Origin of the sequence: Hymenobacter sp. J193 (assembly GCF_024700075.1) — a bacterium.
GTDB lineage: Bacteria > Bacteroidota > Bacteroidia > Cytophagales > Hymenobacteraceae > Hymenobacter.
The window spans coordinates 127922-146848 of sequence record NZ_JAJONE010000007.1 but is presented as its reverse complement, the minus strand read 5'-3'; the positions used below and the strand labels follow the sequence as shown (position 1 = coordinate 146848).

Here is an 18927-nt window from a genome sequence, read left to right as displayed (position 1 = left end):
GGTGAATTTTTCCTTCTCAACCTCCTTTTCTCGAGCGGCTACGGACTAGGTCAGCCCCGTCGGAAAAGGCAATACGCAGGCAGGGAGCCAGGCTTGCAGCTCCAATCAATAGGCGATAAATCAGGAAATCAGGACAGTAGCTTCGGCGACTCCTGGTAGGTCTTCCACAGAAATTCTCCGAACAGCGTGTTGGCCCAGGCAAACCAGGGGCGGCTGAATTTGCCGAAGTCGTCCTTATGGAAGGCCTCGTGCATGTAGCCCGTGCCGGCGTGGCTGCGGCGTAGCGTCTGCACGCAGGCCCGGATTTCCTCGGGGCTCTGGCTGGTGAGGCCCCGAATGGTGATGCCCAGCGGCCAGATCATGTCCAGTCCGGCGTGGGGGCCGCCAATTCCCTCGGCGGCCGTACCCTTGAAGAAAAACGGGTTGTCAGCCGAGAGCAGAAACTTGCGTGTGTTCTGATACACCGGGTCCGTGAGGGCTACGCCGCCCAGGTAGGGCAGGGCCAGCAGGCTGGGCACGTTGGCGTCGTCCATCAGGTTCACTGAGCCCATGCCGTTGACTTCGTAGGCGTAGATGCGACCGTAAGTGGGGTGCTCTACGGTGGCGTGCTCTTTCAGCGCACCTTCCACCTCGGTGGCCATGGCTCGCATGTCGGTGGCGGTTTCGCGCTGCTGGGGCTGCAGGGCCTCCAGCATTTCGGCGGCCTGCCGCAGGCTGGTCACAGCAAAGAAGTTGCTCGGAATCAGAAACGAAAACACCGTGGCGTCGTCGCTGGGCCGGAAGCTGGAGCAGATCAGGCCCACGGGCTTCACAGGGTAGCCGTAGCCGTTCAGCGGCACGCCGTCGGTGGCAAAGGCCGTGGTGCGCTGGAAATGGTAGGGACCGGGGCTGGTTTTGCGCTGCTGCTCCCGAAACGTGCGCAGCGTGGCTTGCAGGGCCTGCGCCCAGGTAGCGTCGAAGGGGAGGCGTCGCCGGTGGTTTTCCAGTAGCCGTAAGCCAGCCGGATGGGGTAGCAGAGCGAGTCAATTTCCCACTTGCGCTCGTGCAGGCCGGGCTTCATGTCGGTCAGGTCGTCTTTCCACTCCCCGGTCTTGGCATCGTCGCCGTAAAAAGCGTTGGCGTAGGGGTCCTTGTTGATGCAGCGCGCCTGCCGCCGGATAACGCCGGCCACGAGCTTGCGCAGCGGCGCGTCCTGCTTGCAGAAGGGCAGATAGGGCCACACCTGGGCCGAGGAGTCGCGCAGCCACATGGCGTCGATGTCGCCGGTAATGACGTAGGTATCGGGCTGCCCGCCCGCCTCGGAGTAGGTAACGGTGGTGTCGAGCGTATTGGGAAAGCAGTTCTCGAACAGCCAGCCCAGCTCCGGGTCTTTTACTTTTTTCCGGAACTCGGCAATGGCTTTTTCAACCGAGGCTGAGCTGAAGCGGCGCGCCGCGCGCGCCGGGCGCACCGTTTTGAAGGACGGCGGGGCAAAGGCCCAGGCGCCACTCGTGCAGACAGTCGCGCCCAGTAGGGCCGTGTTCTGGATAAACGTGCGACGGTTCATGTGATGAATCTAAAAGGAGTAAAGCGCAAGCGCGGGTTTGCGCAGAGAGTGCGCGAGTGGTTCAGTTGAACTTCAGCGTGGCGGCCCGGCAGCCGGACCAACCAACGGGGACAGGTGCAGGCCATTTAGGAAATGGTGCTCCGGTTCCCCAACCGGAGCACCATAAACGGACAAGTCCCACCGCGTCCGCTCCCACCTATAGGTCTTGGCCTACAGGGCAATGCTCTTCAAGCTGCCTACAGGAGCTTGCGAGCCTGTAAATCAGCCATTACTTCCATCAGCATCACGCCGCTCATCTGCGTGGAGGACTCCACTGCGCCCTGGGGCAGAGTGGTCCAGTTGGTGTTGAACAGGCCCGGCGGGCGGCGGGCCCCACGTTTCCAGGACGACTCGCCGTTGAACTTCAGAAAGTTGATGTAGCTCGTGCGGTTGGTGGCACTCACGTCGGGCTCCACGGCCAGCTGGGCCAGGTAGCGCACCAGAATGCCTTTGAACAAGCCCCCGTCGCCGGCATTCTCGTTTTTCAGGATGCCCCCGGGCGCCATGTCCGCATCGCCGAGCACGAAGTTGGCTGTGCGCGTAGCATCGGCCAGGTATTCTGGTTTTTTCGTGGCCTGATAAAGGGCCTGTCCCGCTCCGATGTACACGCCCTGGCAGTAAGTAAAGCGCCAGTTTTTATCGATCTGCCCGTCGCCGGTGCGGTTGATGCCGTCCCATACCAGGCCGGTGGCTGGGTCCACCAGCTTGGCCTTCTGCCACTGGTAGATCTTCTCGGCCCAGGCTAAGTCATCCGGGTTTTTGTCGAGCAGGTAGAGGCGGGCGGCCAGAATGGCGGCGGGTGCGTTGGCGGGCGTGTTCTTGTAGTCGCGCTGGGTTTTCTTCCAGGCTATGCCGCCGCCCTGCTGCTCGTTCCAGCCGGTTTTGATGTCTTCCCAGAGCAACTTGGCAGTGGCTTTATAGGCCGGGTCGCCGGTAAGCTGGAAGGCGCGCAGGCAGGCCAGCGCCTGCCACTCCATGTCGTCGTAGAACTCGTTGAGGTAGGTGTTGCCGTTTTTGGCTTTGGCACCTGCTTGCAGCTGCTGCGCCTGGGTCAGGTAGTCGGAGCTGCTGGTGCGCTTGTAGCCGTCCATCAGCACGTCCAGACCGTGGGCCTGCCACCAGTAGTTGAAGCCCGCGTCGCCGGCGTTGTTTTTGGCGTAGTACTGGCCCGCCGTGAAAAAGCCCTGCCGCAGGGCATTCTGCGCCGAGTCGGCCCGGGCGGCCCAGTTGGCCGGAGCCGCCGTTACCGGCGGAGTCGGGGGCTTGGTGATTACGTCGTCGATGGGCTCCTTGCAGGAGCACAGCAGCACTAGGCTCAGAAGCGCACCGGCAATACGGGAAGCGGTAAGTGAAACCATCAGGAAAGCGAAATATTGCCGAGAGCGGCAGAATTGTAAGTGGTAGTCAGGTATCAGCCTGGGTGTTGAAGTGCGAAACGCCCGCTCAGCATGAGCACTGGTAGCCGAACGGGCGTTTCACCTCACCCCTTAGCGGATAGTTACCTGGTGCGTGTAGGGGCCGTCGGGCTGAAGCATGACGGTGATATCCGCGTTTTTGCCATCGGCCTCCGACTGAAACTTAAAGGCATAGTCATACTGGCTGTCCGGGCCGGGCACGAGGTGAAAGTAGGAGGCCGGGCTGCTGGCCGTGGCGCGCTGATTGTCGGAGTTGGTGCTGCCCAGGTAACGTTTGCTGGTCACGCCGGCGGCGTCTTTCTCGGTCAGCAAAAACTTGTAGCGCTCATCGCGGCCCCAGCTTTCCTGGAAGAACTCAATGGGCGTATTCTCCGCTTTCCAAACGCCATTGCCCACGTAGGGAAGATCAGCCTTTACCTTGTTTTCAGCAGACACCCACAGGCCAACCGACACAATCTCGGTTAGGGTCGCGGCGGAGTTGTTGAAGTCGAGCTGAACGCGGTACACCGCAGGCGTAGCGGCCGGGCTGGTCGCCTGGTCGCCCTCGCGCAGCTTGTTGCCTTCCATGTAGTAGGCCGTAGGCGTACCTGTGGTCTGGTCAACCAGCTTCACTTCGCCGGGGCTCAGGCGGGTATAGAGCTCAAATACGCCCGCCGAGATACGCTTGAAGGGCATGGCCTTGCTCAGGTCAGTGCCCGCCTCGGTTCCCGAGCCGGTCAGGTACAGGTTAGCGGGAATAGTGGCGAAACCGGCTGGGCGCTCCAGCTCGATTACGCGTGAGGCCGTAGCGGGCAACACGTTCACGCCTTTGGAGGCATTCACGGTCCATTTCAGCTTGCCTTTGTCCTGCGCCTTGATGCCGGCCAGGTTGGCAATGCGGTTCAGGTCGCCGTGGGTCAGCACTAGCTTGGTGTCCTGGCCGTTGGTGCCCGATGTGCTGGTGTAGACCGGGCTGGAAAAGTCGCCGCCTTCCTCATCGAACATTACTTCGTAGAGCACCAGCGTGCCGTCGGCGGCGCGGGCCTGGCTCCACTCGAACGTGATGGCGGCGTTGGATGCAGGGTCGAGGCGCACGAAGGTATTGTCGCCGGGCGCAATAAAGTTCGATACCGGCGTGATAGTGCCATCGAGGGCCTTATCGTCGTCCTTACAGCCGGAGAGCAGACCGCTGGCCAGCAGCAGCAGGAACAGCAAAGGGTGGGTGAGCCTTTTCATTTTTAAGAAATCAGATAAAAAGAAGAAGAAAAGAAGCGGGGCGGACTACCAGCCCGGGTTTTGACTTAAGTTGGGGTTGATATCACGCTCCCGCTGGGGCACCGGCCAGAGGTAGTGTCGGGACGGGTCGAAGGTGCGTTGATCGACGCGCAGGTAGCCGTTGTCTACCCCAGAGCTACCGGCCTTGATGCCGTGTACATAGCCGGTGAGAACGGTTTCGGCCGTGCGCCACCGGCGGATGTCGAAGATGCGCAGGCCTTCCATCGCCAGCTCAGTGCGCCGCTCGCGGCGTACAATGGAACGCAGGCTCTCCTGGCTGCCGGCCGGGAAGTTCAGGGCGCCGGCGGCCGTAAAGCCGGCCCGACGTCGTAGTACCCCAATGGTACGGTCCCAGTCGGCGGCCGTCAGCTGGTTCTGCTCGTTCTTGGCCTCGGCGTGCATGAGCAGCACGTCGGCGTAGCGAATCAGAATCAGGTTCAGGCCGGAGTTCAGGTTGGCATCAGCGGTGGGGTCAAAGTACTTGGCCGAGTAGTAGCCGGTCGGGCTGGCGTCGGAGCGGTCCACGGAGTTGTCGCCGGTGCCGGGCACGGTGCGGATGGTAATGGTTGACCCATCGGGCCGCCGCCACACGTAGCCGTCATGCACGATGGTAGCCCCGAAGCGGGGGTCACGCCCTGCGTAGGGCGTTTCCTCGCTGTAGCCGGAGCCGACCTCGGATATGGCTTGGCCATTGGCCATGATGTAGTCGTTCACCAGCTCCTGTGTGGGGGCAATGGCGGTAATGAGCTTGCCCTCAGTGCGCGGAATAAACAAGCGTTGCTCGGAGTGCGTTCGGGTCGGAACCAGGTACTGCAGGTCCAGCATCACTTCGTTGTTGCCCTCGTTGCTGGGCGCAAATACCCCCGTGTAGCTCGGAAACAGGCTGTAGGTGCCCACCGCGCCGCTCATAAGCTGCTCGGTTAGGGTGGTTACCTCGGCCCAGCGGCTCTCGTAGAGCAGCACCCGGGCCTTCAGGGCCAGGGCGGCTCCCTTGGTGAAGCGGCCCCGGTCGGCGACGGCATAGGCTGTATTCACGGGCAGCGCCGCGGCGGCTTCATCCAGCTCTTTCAGCACGAAGTCCAGCACCTGCGCGCGCGGGGTGCGGGTGACTTGCTGGGCCTCGGTCACGCCGATTTCCGTGGTTACCAGCGGCACGTCCCCGTACCAGGTCAGGAGCTGAAAGTAGTGGAAGGCGCGCAGGGCGCGGGCCTCACCGATGTAGCGGGCCTTGAGCCCGGCGTCGATGCTGGGAATTTCATCGATGTGGGCCAGCAGCACGTTGGACTTGCGAATGCCGGTGTAGTGGTAGCCCCACTCGTTGGTGATGCGCTGCTGGTTGGTGCCGTAAGCGCCCTGGGCAATGTTGCGCGAGTTGGAGCCATTCACGTCGCTGACGTTGAAGGCATTATCAGACAGCACCTCGTTGAAGAAGAAGTACTCACTGTTGTAAAGGTTCTCGTAAGCGGTGGCCAGCACGTTGGCCGCGTCGGCCGGCTGCGTCCAGAACGTGGCGTCGGTGGGCCGGTCGGTCGGGGCTATGTCCAGGTCCTGGCAGGACGACAGGCCCATGCTCAGCCCCAATCCCAGCAGCAGCGAGTAGCGAAAATTACGGTTCATATCGGGAAGAGGTGGGAAAGGGAATTAGAAGGAAACGTCGAGGCCCAGGGAAACCACCCGCACGGCCGGATACACACGGCCGCTGCTGCTGCCGCCGCCACCACCGAAGCCGATGCTCTCGCTGAACTCCGAGACTTCGGGGTCATACCCGATTTTCTTCAGCTTGCTGATGGTGTACAGATCCTGGCCCGAGGCAAAGAGCCGCAGCCGCTGAATGCCGACTTTTTGGGTTAACGTCGCAGGCAGGGAGTAGCCCAGCTGCACGTTCTTGAGACGGGCATACGCCGCGTTGCGCAGCCAGTAGTCGGAGCCCTGGATGTTGTTGGTCGAAGCCGTGCCAATGGTCAGGCGGGGGTAGGAGGCGTCGGCGTTGGTAGGCGTCCAGCGGTCCAGGTGCTGGGTGTACACGTTTTCCCAGTTGTTGTGGAAGGCTTCCACGCCCTCGCCGCGGATGTAGAGGCTGCGCTTGCCCACGCCCTGCACGAATACCAGCAGGTCAAAGCCCTTGTAGTCGGCTGAGTACGTGGCCCCAAAGGTGTAGCGCGGGAACGGGTTGCCAAGAATAAACCGGTCGTCCTGGTTGATGCGGCCGTCGCCGTTGCGGTCCACGTAGCGGATGTCGCCGGGCCGCACCGAGCCGGGGGCTACGAAGTCGGGTTGAGGGCCCGAGGCGGCATCTTCTGGGGTCTGGTAGAGGCCCGCCGAGCGGTAGCCAAAGTAGGAATTGATCGGGAAGCCCTCGCGGATGATGTTGGTGGCATCGCCGCCACGAATCGTTTCTACGCCCCGGGTATTGGTGACGGTGTTGCGGCTGTCAGCGGCATTCAGGGTAAGGCTGTGGTTGTAGCCGCGGTCCGTACGCTGCCGGTACGTCAGGGCGACTTCCCAGCCCTGGTTGCGCACGCTAGCCGCGTTCTGGGTGGGAGCACCCGCGCCGAACACGCCGGCCACGGGCAGGTCGATGAGAATGTCGCTGGTGCGCTTGTCGAACATGTCCACGCTAACCGTCAGCGCGTTCTGCAGGAAGCCGGCGTCGAGGCCGATGTTGCCCATCGTGGACGTTTCCCAGGTGATGTCGCGGTTGGCAGTGTTGAAGAAGTTGCCCGGTACCGCCTGTCCGCCGAAGGAGTAAATGCCCGGCGCCAGGCTGATGGTGCTCAAATAGCGGTAAAGGCCGATGTTCTGGTTGCCCAGCTGGCCCAGGGAGGCGCGCACCTTCAGGTCCGAAACCGAGGTCTGCAGAAAGTCGAGGAAGTTCTCCTCCAGCGGGCGCCAGCCCACCGAAACCGACGGGAAGAAGCCCCAGCGGCTTTCGCTGGCAAAGCGCGACGAGCCGTCGTAGCGGAAGCTTCCTTCCAGCAGGTACTTATCGGCGAAAGCGTAGTTGAGGCGGCCGAACACCGAGTTCAGGGCCCACTCCTCATTGTTGCCGTACACGCCGTTGCCGGCGAAGGCCGTGCCATTGCTGACTACCCCAAAGTTGTTGCCCGGCACATTCAGCACGCTGATACCTGAGCGGGCTACGTTGAAATTCTCAGTCGAATAGCCTGCCAGGGCCTGTACCGAGTGCTTTTCGCTTAGGTTCAGGTCGTAGTTAAGCGTTGCCTGGTAGTTGGTAAGCAGCGTACGCTCGTGGTTGTTGCGCACCGCGTTGTTGCCGTCGCCGCCAGCCGTGGGCGAGCCGTCAAGCGTCACGTACTCTAGGCTGCGCCGAAACTCGTCCATCTGGTAGTTCCACAGGTCGCCACCGACTAAGCCGCGCAGCTTCAGGCCTTTTATTATCTCAAATTCAGCGTTCAGGTTGGCGTAGCCGTTGTCGTTGGAATTCGTGCGCAGCCCGCCATTCACGAGGCGGTTCACCGAGTTGCTGGTAGAGGTGGCCGGCGTTACGTAGTTGCCCTGCTCGTCCTGCACGGGGTAGATGCGCGGGATGCGGGCCGCGTCGCTGATAATCCACTGTGAGTCAAAAGCATGCTCGCGGGTACCCACGTGGGCGTAGGTAAAGATGCCGCCCACCTTGAGCCGCTCCGTTACCTGGGTCGTGAGGTTGAGGCGGGTGTTCAGGCGCTTAAAGCCGTAGTTGTCGCCGTAGAACAGGCTGTTCTGGTCCACATAGCCCAGCGAAAGCAGGTAGCGCGTTTGTCCCCCGCTGCCGCTCAAACTCAGGTTGTGGTTTTGCTGCAGGGCCTGCTCGCGGATTACCCGGTTCAGGTGCCACTCGTAGTCGCCGCGGGCGGCGAAGTCGCGCATGGTTTGGGGCGAGAACTGAGGCGACTGCCCGGAGTTAACCAGGGCCTCGTTCTTGAGCTGCATGAACTCCAGGCCGCTCACCGGCTTGCGCTGAAAGTTTGGGGCCTGCATGCCCACCAGCGTATTATAGTTAACCACGGGCTTCTGGTTCAGCGCGCCCTGCTTGGTCGTAACCAGTAATACGCCGTTGGCGCCGCGGGAGCCGTAGATGGCGGCCGAGGCGGCGTCTTTCAGCACCGTCACGCTCTCAATGTCGTTGGGATTGAGCGCGTTGAGCGAGCCGGCAATACCGTCGACGATAATCAGCGGTGAGGCATTCCCCAAGGTGCCTACCCCCCGGATGTTGATATTCAGCCCGGCGCCCGGTTCGGCGCTGCTTTGCTGAATAGTCAGGTTAGGTGCCGAGCCTTGCAGGGCCTGCGCCACCGTCGTCACTGGCCGGTTTTCCAGCGTTGCCGCCGACACCGTGTTGATAGCGCCCGTCACGTTGGCCTTCTGCTGCGTGCCGTAGGCCACCACTACCACCTCACCCAGCGCTTTGCTGTCGGTTTCCAGGCGAATAGTCATGTCCGAAACCGGACCGGTGACGGTTACCTCACGGTTGACCATGCCCACGGAGCTGAAAACCAGCACGCTGCCCTCGGGCACGGTCAGCGAGAAGCTGCCGTCGACATTCGTCGCCTGTCCCTGGGTGGTACCCTTCACAACGATAGTCACCCCCGGCAGCCCTTCGCCCGCGCTGTTGGTAACGCGGCCCGATACGGTTACGTCCGCCACTGCGGCAAACCTGGTAGCACGGGTATCCTGCGGAAGAGCTGTACCCGGAATCGATTGCGGCATGGAGGCAGTAGTAGGCGCCTGTTCTGCGGCCTGACTTGCGGCACCATCCGGAACGATAACGTAGACAGCGCCCTCAAGCGGCTCAAAGCGCAGTCCACTATGCTTGGTGGCGTGGCCCAGCGCCTGGGGCAGCGAAGCCGCGGTCAAATCGTACCGGGGCAGCGACTTTCCAACAGTGAGTTGACTGCGGTATAAGAAAGTGACCTTGTAAGTGGCTTTCAGCTCCTGTAGAAATTCTTCCAGTGTTTCCAGGCTGGCATGGCTGCTGGCCTGCGTAGAGCCAGCCGAGCGGGCCGAGGCCATGGCCAGGGCTCCCTGAGCCCGACTAGCACTGCTGGTTACAATGCCCAACAGCAGCGCCTGGCATACATAACGAGTAAAGTTTGCCATAAATGAAGAGGGGGTGGGAAAAGGTGAAAATGGGCAACAAACGGTTGAGAAATCAGTGATTTGATGGATGAAAGCGCACCGTGTTTCCGGTTCTGGTAACCTGAACATCAAGCGCTTTCGCCAGCGCCGGCAACAGCACTTCGAGCGAGTTTGCCGGCACGTCGCCCGTGATTTCCTGACTGAGAATGGACGGGTCGCTGACCTCTACCCGCAGGTTGTAGGAACTGCGCAGCAGCTGCACGATTTCGCGTACCGGAGTGGCCCTGAACCGCAGCCAGTCCTGGGTCCAGGCCGAATAGTGGTCGGGCTTTACCCGGCGCCGCGTCAGGGCCGGCCGGGCATCGGAGGTTTCTACCAGGTCGCCGGGCTGCATGGCCAGGTTTTCGCGAGTCAGACCGGCTTGGCGGTCCACAATTACCTTACCCGACCGAAGCACCACCTTAGTGGCCCCGGGCCGGCTGTTTACATCAAACTGAGTGCCCACCACCGAAATAGCCAGCTCCCCGGCATGCACGACAAACTTGACGTTGGCCGGAGCCGACCGGATGTCGCTGACTAGGCGGGTTGCCCGGTGGCTTACCTGGAAATAGGCTTCACCGGTGAGCCACACTTCGCGCGGAGAGTTAGCCGCCCACTGGCCCGCAGTTGTCAGGGTAGAGTTGGCGTTCAGCGTCACCACCGAGCTATCGGGCAGGATTATGGTGCGGCGCTGGCCGTTGGCCGTTGTGAAACGCGCCAGGGAATCGGCGCTTGTGCCAGGCCGTGACCATTGCCACCAGCCAACAACTGTCAGCAGGGCCAGGGTGAGGGTGCTGAGCCAGAGCAAACGAGCCCGCCGCTGAACGCGCAGCCGGGGCCGAACCACCGGCGCTTGCTGCAACCGCAGGCGCAGACGCAGCAGCTCCTGTTGCTTTAAGCCAGCCGGCACCGGGTAGGGTTTTGCCGGGCTCAGGGCCTGCACCAGGGCATATGCCTCGCCGGCAGCAGCCTGCTGCTGCGGGTGCTCTGTAAGCCAGGCCTGCCAGAAGATACCCGCCTCGGAGTCGGCATCGGCAACGAATTCCTGGAACGACTCATCGAGTACGAAATCTTCGACTGAGTAGCGTGTAAAATCCATAGCCGAGGGGAGAAAGTTGACTGCTTTACCTCAACCACTGGCCCCGGGGCTTTTTGTACTCATGCCACGCTGGAATTTTTCCAATAATTATTACAACTAACTGACTAGCAAAACAATAAATTTATAATTTCCAACTTATTCACGAACAGCCACTGCCCGGAAAGTCCCGCCAGGCACAAGGGGGGAAGGGCTTGCCGCAGCCGCGTAATGGCTTGGTGAACCAAGTTGCGCACCGACTGCGGATGCAGGGCCATAATGTCGGCAATCCGGTCGTAGGCAAAGCCATCAAAAAACTTGAGGTGCAAGGCTTCGCGCTGGCGGTTGTTGAGTTGATTGATTGCCAGTAGCAATTCCGCCTGCCGCTCGGCCGAGAGCTGCTGCGCAATCAGGAAGTCTTCGGGTGAGTACTGCACCTGAAACTCGGCTTCATAGTCGTCGGATAGCTTGCTGCGGCGCTGCTCGGCGGCCAGCTCGTCGGCTATCTGGTGGCGCAGGGCCTTAAATAAGTACGGCTTGAGCACAGCAACGGTGCCCAGCTGCGCCCGGCGCTGCCAGAGGCGCTGAAAAAGGTTTTGGATGGCATCTTTTACCAGCTCCTCGTCTCGGCTAAGCCGCATGCCGTAGCCATACAGGTCCTCGTAGTAGCCCAGGAAAATGCGCTCAAACGCTTGTTCATTGCCCGTACGGAAATCATCCCACAACGAGGCATCAAGCGAAGACATAGGAGGAATGGGCTGAAGGAAAGCGAAAGAAACGGTAGAAATATTCGCTGGTGAAATGCGGGGCCTGTGCCGGGGTATTGATTTATCCCGGTGCCAGTGTTTCAGGGTTGAGCTTAGACATTTAACGCCGAGAAGGCAGGCGCGTCGTCAACTGCAACTAGGCCCGGAGGCTGGTTTGGCTGGAGTAAGCCAGCGCGGCCGCCAGTGTGCTGGTAATGCTTTCGTTTAAAGCTTCCAGCAGCTATGCTACTTCGATGATAGAGGGTACAATAGAACGAAACAGGGCTCTTCCCTGATGACCAAGTTTAGCGGCAAAGTAGACATAACAGCAAGTAAGCCAATAAAATTAACCGAGTTGCTATTCGGCACAGTAAAGCTAGGGGAATCAGATTCATTCCCGCCAGGGTAACACGGAAAACGATTCATCTTCTTCGTCTCTCTTGTGAGCCGCAGAGCTGTTTGCCCGGGCAGCGTGGTTCCGTTCTTTTTCAGTGGTTGCGGCAATAAACAGGGTCAGGATAAATGCTGGCAGTTCCCAAGTTCTGCACGTACGGTTGCGGTGTTAAAAGTGCCACTCAGCCGGTTCAGCTTTCTTCCCTGAGCAGTTCATCCAGGAGCAGCTTCCGGTGGGTACATACGCTCAACTGCTTTGCAAACCTTTAAGCACCAGGAAATAGAATCGGGTAACTGCAGCGGGAAACCACCGCAGGCCAGCTGACAACGGCGCGTCTCCTTATGCAAGGCGTCTAAGAAGCTGTTTAAGTTAGCGAGTAGCTTTGGGGATGCAGCAAAAGCGTTACAGTTCGGATCTAACGGAGCGTCAGTGGGCAAAGCTGGCGCCGTTGCTGGTGGTGCAGCGCACGAGCAAGTGGCCGTTGCGAGCGGTAGTAAACGGCATTTTCTACGTGCTCAAGAACGGCTGCGTGTGGCGCGACGTGCCGGCGGACTTTCCACCCTGGCCGACGGTGTACTACTATTTCACCAAGTGGACAGCGGATGGCAGCTGGCAACGGGTCAGTGCTTGTTTGACGATTGAGGCCCGGGAGCGGGCAAAAAAAATGCCCAGCCCACCGAGGCCATCCTCGACAGCCAAAGCGTGAAAAACACGGCCACCAGTACGCGTTGCGTGGGCTACGACGCGGGCAAATGCATCAAGGGCCGCAAGCGCTTTTTCCTGGTGGATACGCTGGGCAACCTGCTCGCCTGCTGCGTGGTCGCCGCCCACTGCCACGACGGCGCCAGCACGGCCCGCTTCTGGGACGCACTGGCGCTGGACAACGAACTACTTGACCGGCTGCAGATCGTGTTCGTGGACGGCGGCTTTGGCCGCTGCTTTCGCCAGCACCTGGCGGGCCGGGGTGTACTGGCGCAGGTACCCAAGGGCGTAGTGGCCGACAAAGGCCGTTTTTTTATCCACACCAAGCGCTGGGTGGTGGAGCGCAGCATTGCCTGGGCCGGCAACAACCGCCGCTTGGCCAAAGACTACGAACGGAAAACGCAGCATGCCAACGCCTGGCTCTACCTAGCCAACATCCGACGACTCACCAAGCTAACTTAAACAGCTTCTAAGAGCCCGTTTGGGGTATTACAAAAATATCGTTTCCGTCATGCTTCGATAAGCGGAGGTCAGATGAAGTATGGCAAATACCCAATAGGCTTTTAGATTAATGCAGCAGTAAACTATAACCCCAGGTGTTGTGCTGCATTAAACCGTTTCACGTCATCGAGGCGGGCATACCGCTCAATCATTGCATCCGTTTTTTGCTTTGTCTGATTCTTGATGGCCTTGTTTGACTGGCCTGCCTCAACGGCAATCGTTACAAAAGATGCGCGAAGAGAGTGAGCAGTATACGTTACTCCAAGATGGCGTTGGACCAGATCATTTACGCTTTGGTCCGTTAACCGATGGTTGCTGGGTTGAGCGGGGCGGTCTTTGTTTCCCCGACTCATGCGCGTAAACAAAGGTCCGGTACTCCAACCAAGGTATTCAATCCATTCCTGCACTGCCCGTACAGGGCAGAAATCCGCACTAGGAGAGTAAAATACTGCTTTATCTTCCTCCAAGCCATACTGGTTGGTCTTGCTCTGGCGCAGGTGAATCACCAACGCCTGCCGGGTCAACTCCACGTCCTCAACATTAAGCGCTACCAGCTCCGAGCGGCGAAAAGCCCCCGCAAAGCCCAATAGCAGCAATGCGCGGTCCCGCAGCCCGGTCGGCGTGGTCACATTCATTGCCCGGATAGCCTGCTTCAGCTCCGCCACGGTGAAGGCCGGCGCCTGCCGCTGCCGCTTGCCCACGACGCGGGCAATACCATCGAGCACCACCTGCAACGCCTCATGGCCGGTGGGCGAAGGCTGACCCGCCAACTGGTGCAGCTTGGCAATAGCCGCCACGTGCCGCCGGATGGTCGCCAGCTTCAGGCCGCGGTCTGCCATCTGCGACACGTAGCCCGCCACCGTCGTCACTTCGGCCGGTAAGTGAGGTACCTGGTGATGCTCGCAGTAATCCTGGAAGCTGCGCAGGTCGGCCGCATAGCCACGTTTGGTATTCTCGGCCCCATGCAAGCCAGCCTCGACGTAGCGAGCGACCGAAGGGGGTAGCTCAACCAACGAGTGGTGGCGGGTAGGCACGACGACGGGCAGTGAAGACGAATTTTCCATGCACCTATATAAATAAGGAGTAATGAGAAGATTTTAGTGCTAAAATAACAAAAATAACTTAGTACCGACAATTAATGATTATCGGTACTAAGTTATGTGTCGCGTTCTACAATACTGGTCTTATGATCCTACTGAGTGCTGCCTGATGGCTTTACTGACAAAGCCGGCTTACCGCCCGAAGTCATCCTGTACCCGCACGATGTCATCCTCGTCGGAAGGGTGCTGCGCGTGGGTGTGCTGCCAAATTTCGGCCAGGATGCCCCAGGTAGCGAGTCCCACGAGGCGGTGCCGCTCGCCCTGGCTCAGAATAATCTGCTCCCCAACTGAGTAGCTGTTCAGCGGGCCTTCCTCATCGGTAGGGCTGGTTACCACACCTACCGGCCCTTGCACCACGCGCCAGATTTCGGCCCGCCGGTGGTGATACTGCCACGAAAGGCGCTGGTGCGGTGCCACGACGAGAATTTTGGGGCTTAGCTTCCCGGCAATACGCAGCGAGTCCGCGGCCAGGCCATCAAAGTAAGTATCGGCGAACTGCTGAGCCTGACTTTCGTCGATGACAAAGAAGCCACCCCAGGGCCGCGTGTAGTCCTGTCGCTCAATAATGAACCCTTGTTGGCTAAGTTGCTGCTCAACTTGAGAGAAAAGCTGTTCTTTGGAGGTTAATGGGTCTTGCATGTAGTTGAATGTCTCGAGGTTGCTTGCTTATCGATTTACCTGATCCAGGAACAGGTACCGCTCCCGATGAGGCTCGGGCTCAGCGCGGGGACGCACGTCCAGGCGCAGCACCTGCCCACCTTGCCTGGGAGAATTGGCGGCGGGCCAGGCCGGGAGGCGAGGGCCGTTGGGGTTACCGGTTTTGATGAAATTGACTAAATAGGCCTGAAACTGCTCTGAGACCTGGTAATCGGCTTTTTCCCAGGCAAATGCCTTATTTGTCGCCAGATTGCCCAGGGCGTACTCAATTTCGGCCGCGTGCACGGCCCCACGCGCGGGTGAAAGGGCCGGCTTTGGGGCTACCGTATTTTTTAGCAGCCCACCCGCTAGGCCAGGCGTCACGTCGCTCAGCTCGGCCACCAATGCCGGCCGGGGCCGGGCGAAGATGTAGCGGTACACCGGCTGGCTACTGGTCTGCCCGTGTAAGTCGGCCCACTTCCAGGTGCTGTACACGGTGAACCGGTCACAGGCCAGGTCGGTAGCCGCCTGCTCGGCTTCGGCATCGGTGGTGGCGGGGTATAGGCGGAATATTTCGGCGGCCTGCGGGCCATACAGGCGCTGCACGGCCCGCTGAAAGCTGGCTACCGTGGGCGGATCGGTACCCAGCAGGGAATGGTAGGTGACTTCCTGGGAGTTCCAGCCCACCAGCAGCGGCACCCGGGCCTGACTTCCGGCGGCGAAAACGGCAGCCGGGCTTTGGGGGAGAAAACTGCCGTCGAGCACCGGCCCGAAGCGCGGGGCACCGGGCTGTCCGGCCGCTTGCAGTAACTCCAGGGCGGGCAAGGCCCGCAGCGCCGTCAGCGAGGCGGCGCCCAGGCTGCTGCCAAAGGCTGCTCCCTTGCGCTCGGCATCAGGCTGCGGCTCCGGGCTGCGGCCCTGGCTGAGCATGGAGCCGCTTTCCCCGATGGCCCGCACAAACAGGCCCCGCGAGCCAGGCGCCACCATTTGAGCGCTAACCGACACGGACCCCGCCGACTCCCCGCCGATGGTCACGCGGGCGGGGTCGCCACCAAACGCGGCAATATTCTGCTGCACCCAGCGCAGGGCCGCCTGCTGGTCGAGCAGCCCATAGTTGCCGGAGCCCTGCGCACCGGGCTCCTGTGTCAGCTCGGGGTGGGCCAGGAAGCCGAACACGCCGAGGCGGTAGTTGACGGTGACCATGACAATGCCGCGGCGGGCCATGCTCTCCCCGTCGTAGCGCGGCTCGGAGCCGTCACCGGCCACGTACCCACCCCCCGTAGAAGTACACCAGCACCGGCAGCCGCTCCCTACTGCTGCGCGCCGGCGTCCAGACGTTCAGGTAGAGGCAGTCTTCAGCCATACCGGCGGCGCGGGAATTCATGTCGCCGTACACGGTCAGCTGCATGGGCTTGAAGCCAAATATACGGGCTGGTCGCACCCCTGTCCAGCTGGCGGCGGGCTGTGGTGCCCGCCAGCGCAACTCGCCCACGGGCGGGGCGGCAAACGGTACGCCCTTAAAAACGTGGATGCCCGCCGTCCCGGCTTCGCCTTCGAGCAGACCGGAAGCTATCCGCACCCGGTGCTGACGCAGGTCGTTCGTCGTGGATGTCTGGGCGTTGGATCTCCCGGGCCACAGGCTGCCAAGTAGCAACAAGCCACTCAACCCCCACACCTTAGATGAGCACAAAAATCCAACTGGCAGGAAACAAGGTTTTGACATACAGCCTTGGTTGTCAAAAGAAAACGTGTGCATAAGGCAAAGAGAAGACAATGCGGCCGGAGGCTAGAATGCATCAGCCAACGACTGCACGCGCAGGCGCTGCCGCAGCTCAGCCGCAGAGGTGCTGGCGGCGGGGCGTAAGATTACCCGACGGGCCTGGCCGGGCAGCAGGTCGAAGTAGTTGTCCTCAAAAAATCCGTCACCCTGCGCCAGCGTCAGGTTCACGTCGCGGACCAGCTGTTTACTTTTCAGGGTAAGCTGAAAGGTGCTGTCGCTAAGCTGCTTCCAGGTGGTGGCAATGCGGGCCGCCGGCAGGTTCATATCCTTGGGCGGGGCGAAATAATGGGTGTTGGCAGTGAGCATCGTGCCATCCGCCCCCTGCACCTCACAGCTCAGCACCACTTGCTTAGGGTCGTGGCCCTGCAGGAGCTTGGTGCGGGGGATATCGAGGTACGATCTGCTGGCCAACGGCTCGATCTGCAGGGCCCGAGCTTGCTTGTACAGCACCTTGCCGTTGAAATCCAGCAGGCGCACCTGCAGGCGGGCCGGCACGGCGGCCGTGCGGTCGGATACCACGTAGAAGCGCACCGTGTCGCCTTCTTCGTGGGGGCTGACCAGCACCGGGGCGTAGAAGCGGCGGGCGTAGTACTGCAGGGCTTTCCAGCGCCCGTAGTAGTCGATGGACGACCAGGAGGCGCCGCCCCAGCAGTCGTTGAGCTGCCAGTACAGTGAGCCCATGACGCGGGGGCGGTTGCGGCGCAGGTGCTCGGCGGCCAGCTTGATGGCGTGGGCCTGCAGCACCTGGCTTACGTACAGAAACGCGGGAAAATCCCTGGGCTCCCGGAAGTCGCGGCGCAGGTATTCGAGCAGGCGCGGGTTGCCGGCCTGGCTGCGCTGATGCTGGCGCATCACAGGCGAGGCAAGGTCGAAGTCGGCGGGCTGGGCGTACTGCTGCACGGATTTCAGCTCCGGAAACGACTGGAAGCCATACTCGCTCATGAAGCGCGGCACCTGCTGCTCGTAGGCCGAAAGCGGCTCGGTGCCGGCCCAAACGGCCCAGTAGTGCATGTCGCCGTTGCGCTGGCGGCTGGCCAGATCTTCGTAGTTGGCCGAGGGACTGGAGGGCCAGTACAGGCGGCTGGGGTCCTGCTCGCGCAGCACGGTGGGCAGCAGGTCGTTGAACAGACGCAGGTAGTCGCCCCAGACCTGCTTTTGGTGCGCTGCCCCGATGATGGCGGGCATATTCCAGTCCTGCCAGGCTACCTCGTTTTCGTTGTTGCCCACCCAGATAGCCAGGCTCGGGTGGTGGCGCAGGCGGCGCACCTGGTCGGTGGCTTCCTGGCGCACGTTGCTGAAGAAAGCGTCGTCGCCGGGGTAAAAGGTGCAGGCGAACATGAAGTCCTGCCAGACCAGCAGGCCCAGCTCGTCGCAGAGGTCGTAGAAAACGTCGTTTTCGTAGATGCCCCCGCCCCACACGCGCACCATGTTCATATTGGCGTCCTTGGCGGCCTGCAGCAGTTGGCGGTACTTGCCGGGCGTCACGCGGTTCGGGAAAATATCAGCCGGAATCCAGTTGGCACCCTTGGCAAAGATGGGGAGGCCATTGACCACGAACTCAAACGACTTGCCGTATTGGTCCGCCTGCCGGCGCACTTCCAGGGTGCGCAACCCGATGCGCTGCGAGGTCTTATCCAAGGTCTGTCCGTTGAGGATCAGCTGCGCCGTGACCGTGTACAAGGGCTGGGCCCCGTAGCCGGCCGGAAACCAGCGCTGCGGCTTTTCCACTTGCAGCGGCACCGTCAGCACGTGGCGGCCGGGGGTCAGCGAAACGGTTTGGGTGATGGCGGGATGGGCGAGCTGGCCGTCAGCGCCCCGGGCTTCAAGCTGCAGCGTGGCGGTGGTAGCGGCCACTGCTTCGTATTCCACTTCCGTGGTCAGCTCCGCCAGCTTGGGCGTAAGGGTGCGCTGCACCAGGTGCAGGTTCTTGAGGCGGGCCTCCGTCCAGGCTTCGAGCTGCACGGGCTGCCAGATGCCGGACGTGACCAGGCGCGGGCCCCAGTCCCAGCCGTATTGGTAGGGGGCTTTGCGGGTGTAAGGGCTCAGCGGCGGGCCTTTTTCCCCCACCACCGTCATAGACTGCTCGTCGTTGCCGGCATACAGCGAAAAGCCTGCCTTAGCCGGCAGGCCGGCTACTTCGTTGAGGGGGGAGCGGAACCGGACGTGCAAGCGGTTTGGGCCCACGCGCAGCTGCGGCTTCACGCTGGCCCGCCACTCCCGGAACATGTTGTCGGTGTGCAGAACGGCTACTTCGTTGAGCGTGACGTCGGCGTATGTGTCCAGCCCCTGGAAAACCAGCTCCAGGTTGGTTTGCTGCAGGGTTTCGGGGGTAACGGTAAACGTGGTTTCGTATTCCCAGTCCACCTTGCCAATCCACTGCAGCTGCAGCTCGTTGTCGCGGTAGAGCGGGTCCGGAATCTGCCCGGCTGCCAGCAGATCGGTGTGTACGCAGCCCGGCACGGTGGCCGGGGTCCAGGCCTCTTTGCCTACCTGCCGAAAGCGCCAGCCCGAGGTCAGCGCCTGCGTGGTTTTAGCCGCCGGGGCAGCGGGCTTCGCCGGGCCGGCCAGTGCGGCTACGGCAAGCCCAAGCAGGGGTACCATAAGTAAGCGGCTTAGTAGGTAAG

The 18927-nt window shown here is 61.3% G+C and carries 13 protein-coding genes and 1 pseudogene; 2 read left to right on the top strand and 12 right to left on the bottom strand.

Annotated elements, in window-relative coordinates; translation table 11 throughout:
* Positions 1-128: 128 nt before the first annotated feature.
* From LRS06_RS25245 to LRS06_RS25215, 7 genes and pseudogenes are all read right to left on the bottom strand, one after another.
* Positions 129-1546: pseudogene (locus LRS06_RS25245) on the bottom strand (glycoside hydrolase family 125 protein).
* A 236-nt stretch (positions 1547-1782) separates the two neighbouring features.
* On the bottom strand, positions 1783-2943 hold the full coding sequence (locus LRS06_RS25240) for a glycoside hydrolase family 76 protein (protein WP_257873908.1): 1161 nt from the start codon (positions 2941-2943) through the stop codon (positions 1783-1785).
* Between the two features lie 129 nt (positions 2944-3072).
* Complete coding sequence (locus LRS06_RS25235) at positions 3073-4215, bottom strand: SusE domain-containing protein (protein ID WP_257873907.1); 1143 nt, start codon at positions 4213-4215, stop codon at positions 3073-3075.
* Between the two features lie 45 nt (positions 4216-4260).
* Positions 4261-5871, bottom strand: a complete 1611-nt coding sequence (locus LRS06_RS25230) for a RagB/SusD family nutrient uptake outer membrane protein (protein WP_257873906.1) — start codon at positions 5869-5871, stop codon at positions 4261-4263.
* A gap of 24 nt (positions 5872-5895) precedes the next feature.
* Positions 5896-9351, bottom strand: a complete 3456-nt coding sequence (locus LRS06_RS25225) for a TonB-dependent receptor (RefSeq protein ID WP_257873970.1) — start codon at positions 9349-9351, stop codon at positions 5896-5898.
* Between the two features lie 52 nt (positions 9352-9403).
* On the bottom strand, positions 9404-10468 hold the full coding sequence (locus LRS06_RS25220; protein ID WP_257873905.1) for a FecR family protein: 1065 nt from the start codon (positions 10466-10468) through the stop codon (positions 9404-9406).
* A 104-nt stretch (positions 10469-10572) separates the two neighbouring features.
* Entirely contained in the window at positions 10573-11190 is a 618-nt protein-coding gene (locus tag LRS06_RS25215; protein ID WP_257873904.1) for an RNA polymerase sigma factor, read from the bottom strand.
* A 782-nt stretch (positions 11191-11972) separates the two neighbouring features.
* On the opposite strand from LRS06_RS25215, the gene LRS06_RS25210 reads away from it, so the two are divergent.
* A complete protein-coding gene (locus LRS06_RS25210) occupies positions 11973-12290 on the top strand; it encodes a transposase (protein WP_257869900.1) in 318 nt (105 codons plus the stop codon).
* Positions 12287-12748, top strand: a complete 462-nt coding sequence (locus LRS06_RS25205) for a transposase (protein ID WP_257869901.1) — start codon at positions 12287-12289, stop codon at positions 12746-12748. Before LRS06_RS25210 ends, LRS06_RS25205 begins: the two co-directional genes overlap by 4 nt.
* Positions 12749-12870: 122 nt before the next feature.
* On the opposite strand, the gene LRS06_RS25200 is transcribed toward LRS06_RS25205, so the two are convergent.
* The 5 genes from LRS06_RS25200 to LRS06_RS25180 all read right to left on the bottom strand — a co-directional run bounded on the left by LRS06_RS25200 (position 12871) and on the right by LRS06_RS25180 (position 18904).
* Positions 12871-13851: a tyrosine-type recombinase/integrase gene (locus LRS06_RS25200; protein ID WP_257873903.1), complete on the bottom strand. Its 981-nt coding sequence runs from the start codon at positions 13849-13851 to the stop codon at positions 12871-12873.
* Positions 13852-14019: 168 nt separating this feature from the next.
* Positions 14020-14526, bottom strand: a complete 507-nt coding sequence (locus tag LRS06_RS25195) for a phosphoheptose isomerase (RefSeq protein ID WP_257873902.1) — start codon at positions 14524-14526, stop codon at positions 14020-14022.
* Between the two features lie 27 nt (positions 14527-14553).
* A complete protein-coding gene (locus LRS06_RS25190; RefSeq protein WP_257873901.1) occupies positions 14554-15789 on the bottom strand; it encodes a carboxylesterase/lipase family protein in 1236 nt (411 codons plus the stop codon).
* The gene (locus tag LRS06_RS25185) at positions 15779-16213 is read right to left on the bottom strand and encodes a carboxylesterase family protein (RefSeq protein WP_257873900.1); all 435 of its coding nucleotides are present in this window, start codon (positions 16211-16213) and stop codon (positions 15779-15781) included. Before LRS06_RS25185 ends, LRS06_RS25190 begins: the two co-directional genes overlap by 11 nt.
* A 96-nt stretch (positions 16214-16309) precedes the next feature.
* Positions 16310-18904 (bottom strand): glycoside hydrolase family 2 protein, encoded by a 2595-nt coding sequence (locus tag LRS06_RS25180; RefSeq protein ID WP_257873899.1) that lies wholly within the window; start codon positions 18902-18904, stop codon positions 16310-16312.
* Between the last annotated feature and the right edge of the window lie 23 nt (positions 18905-18927).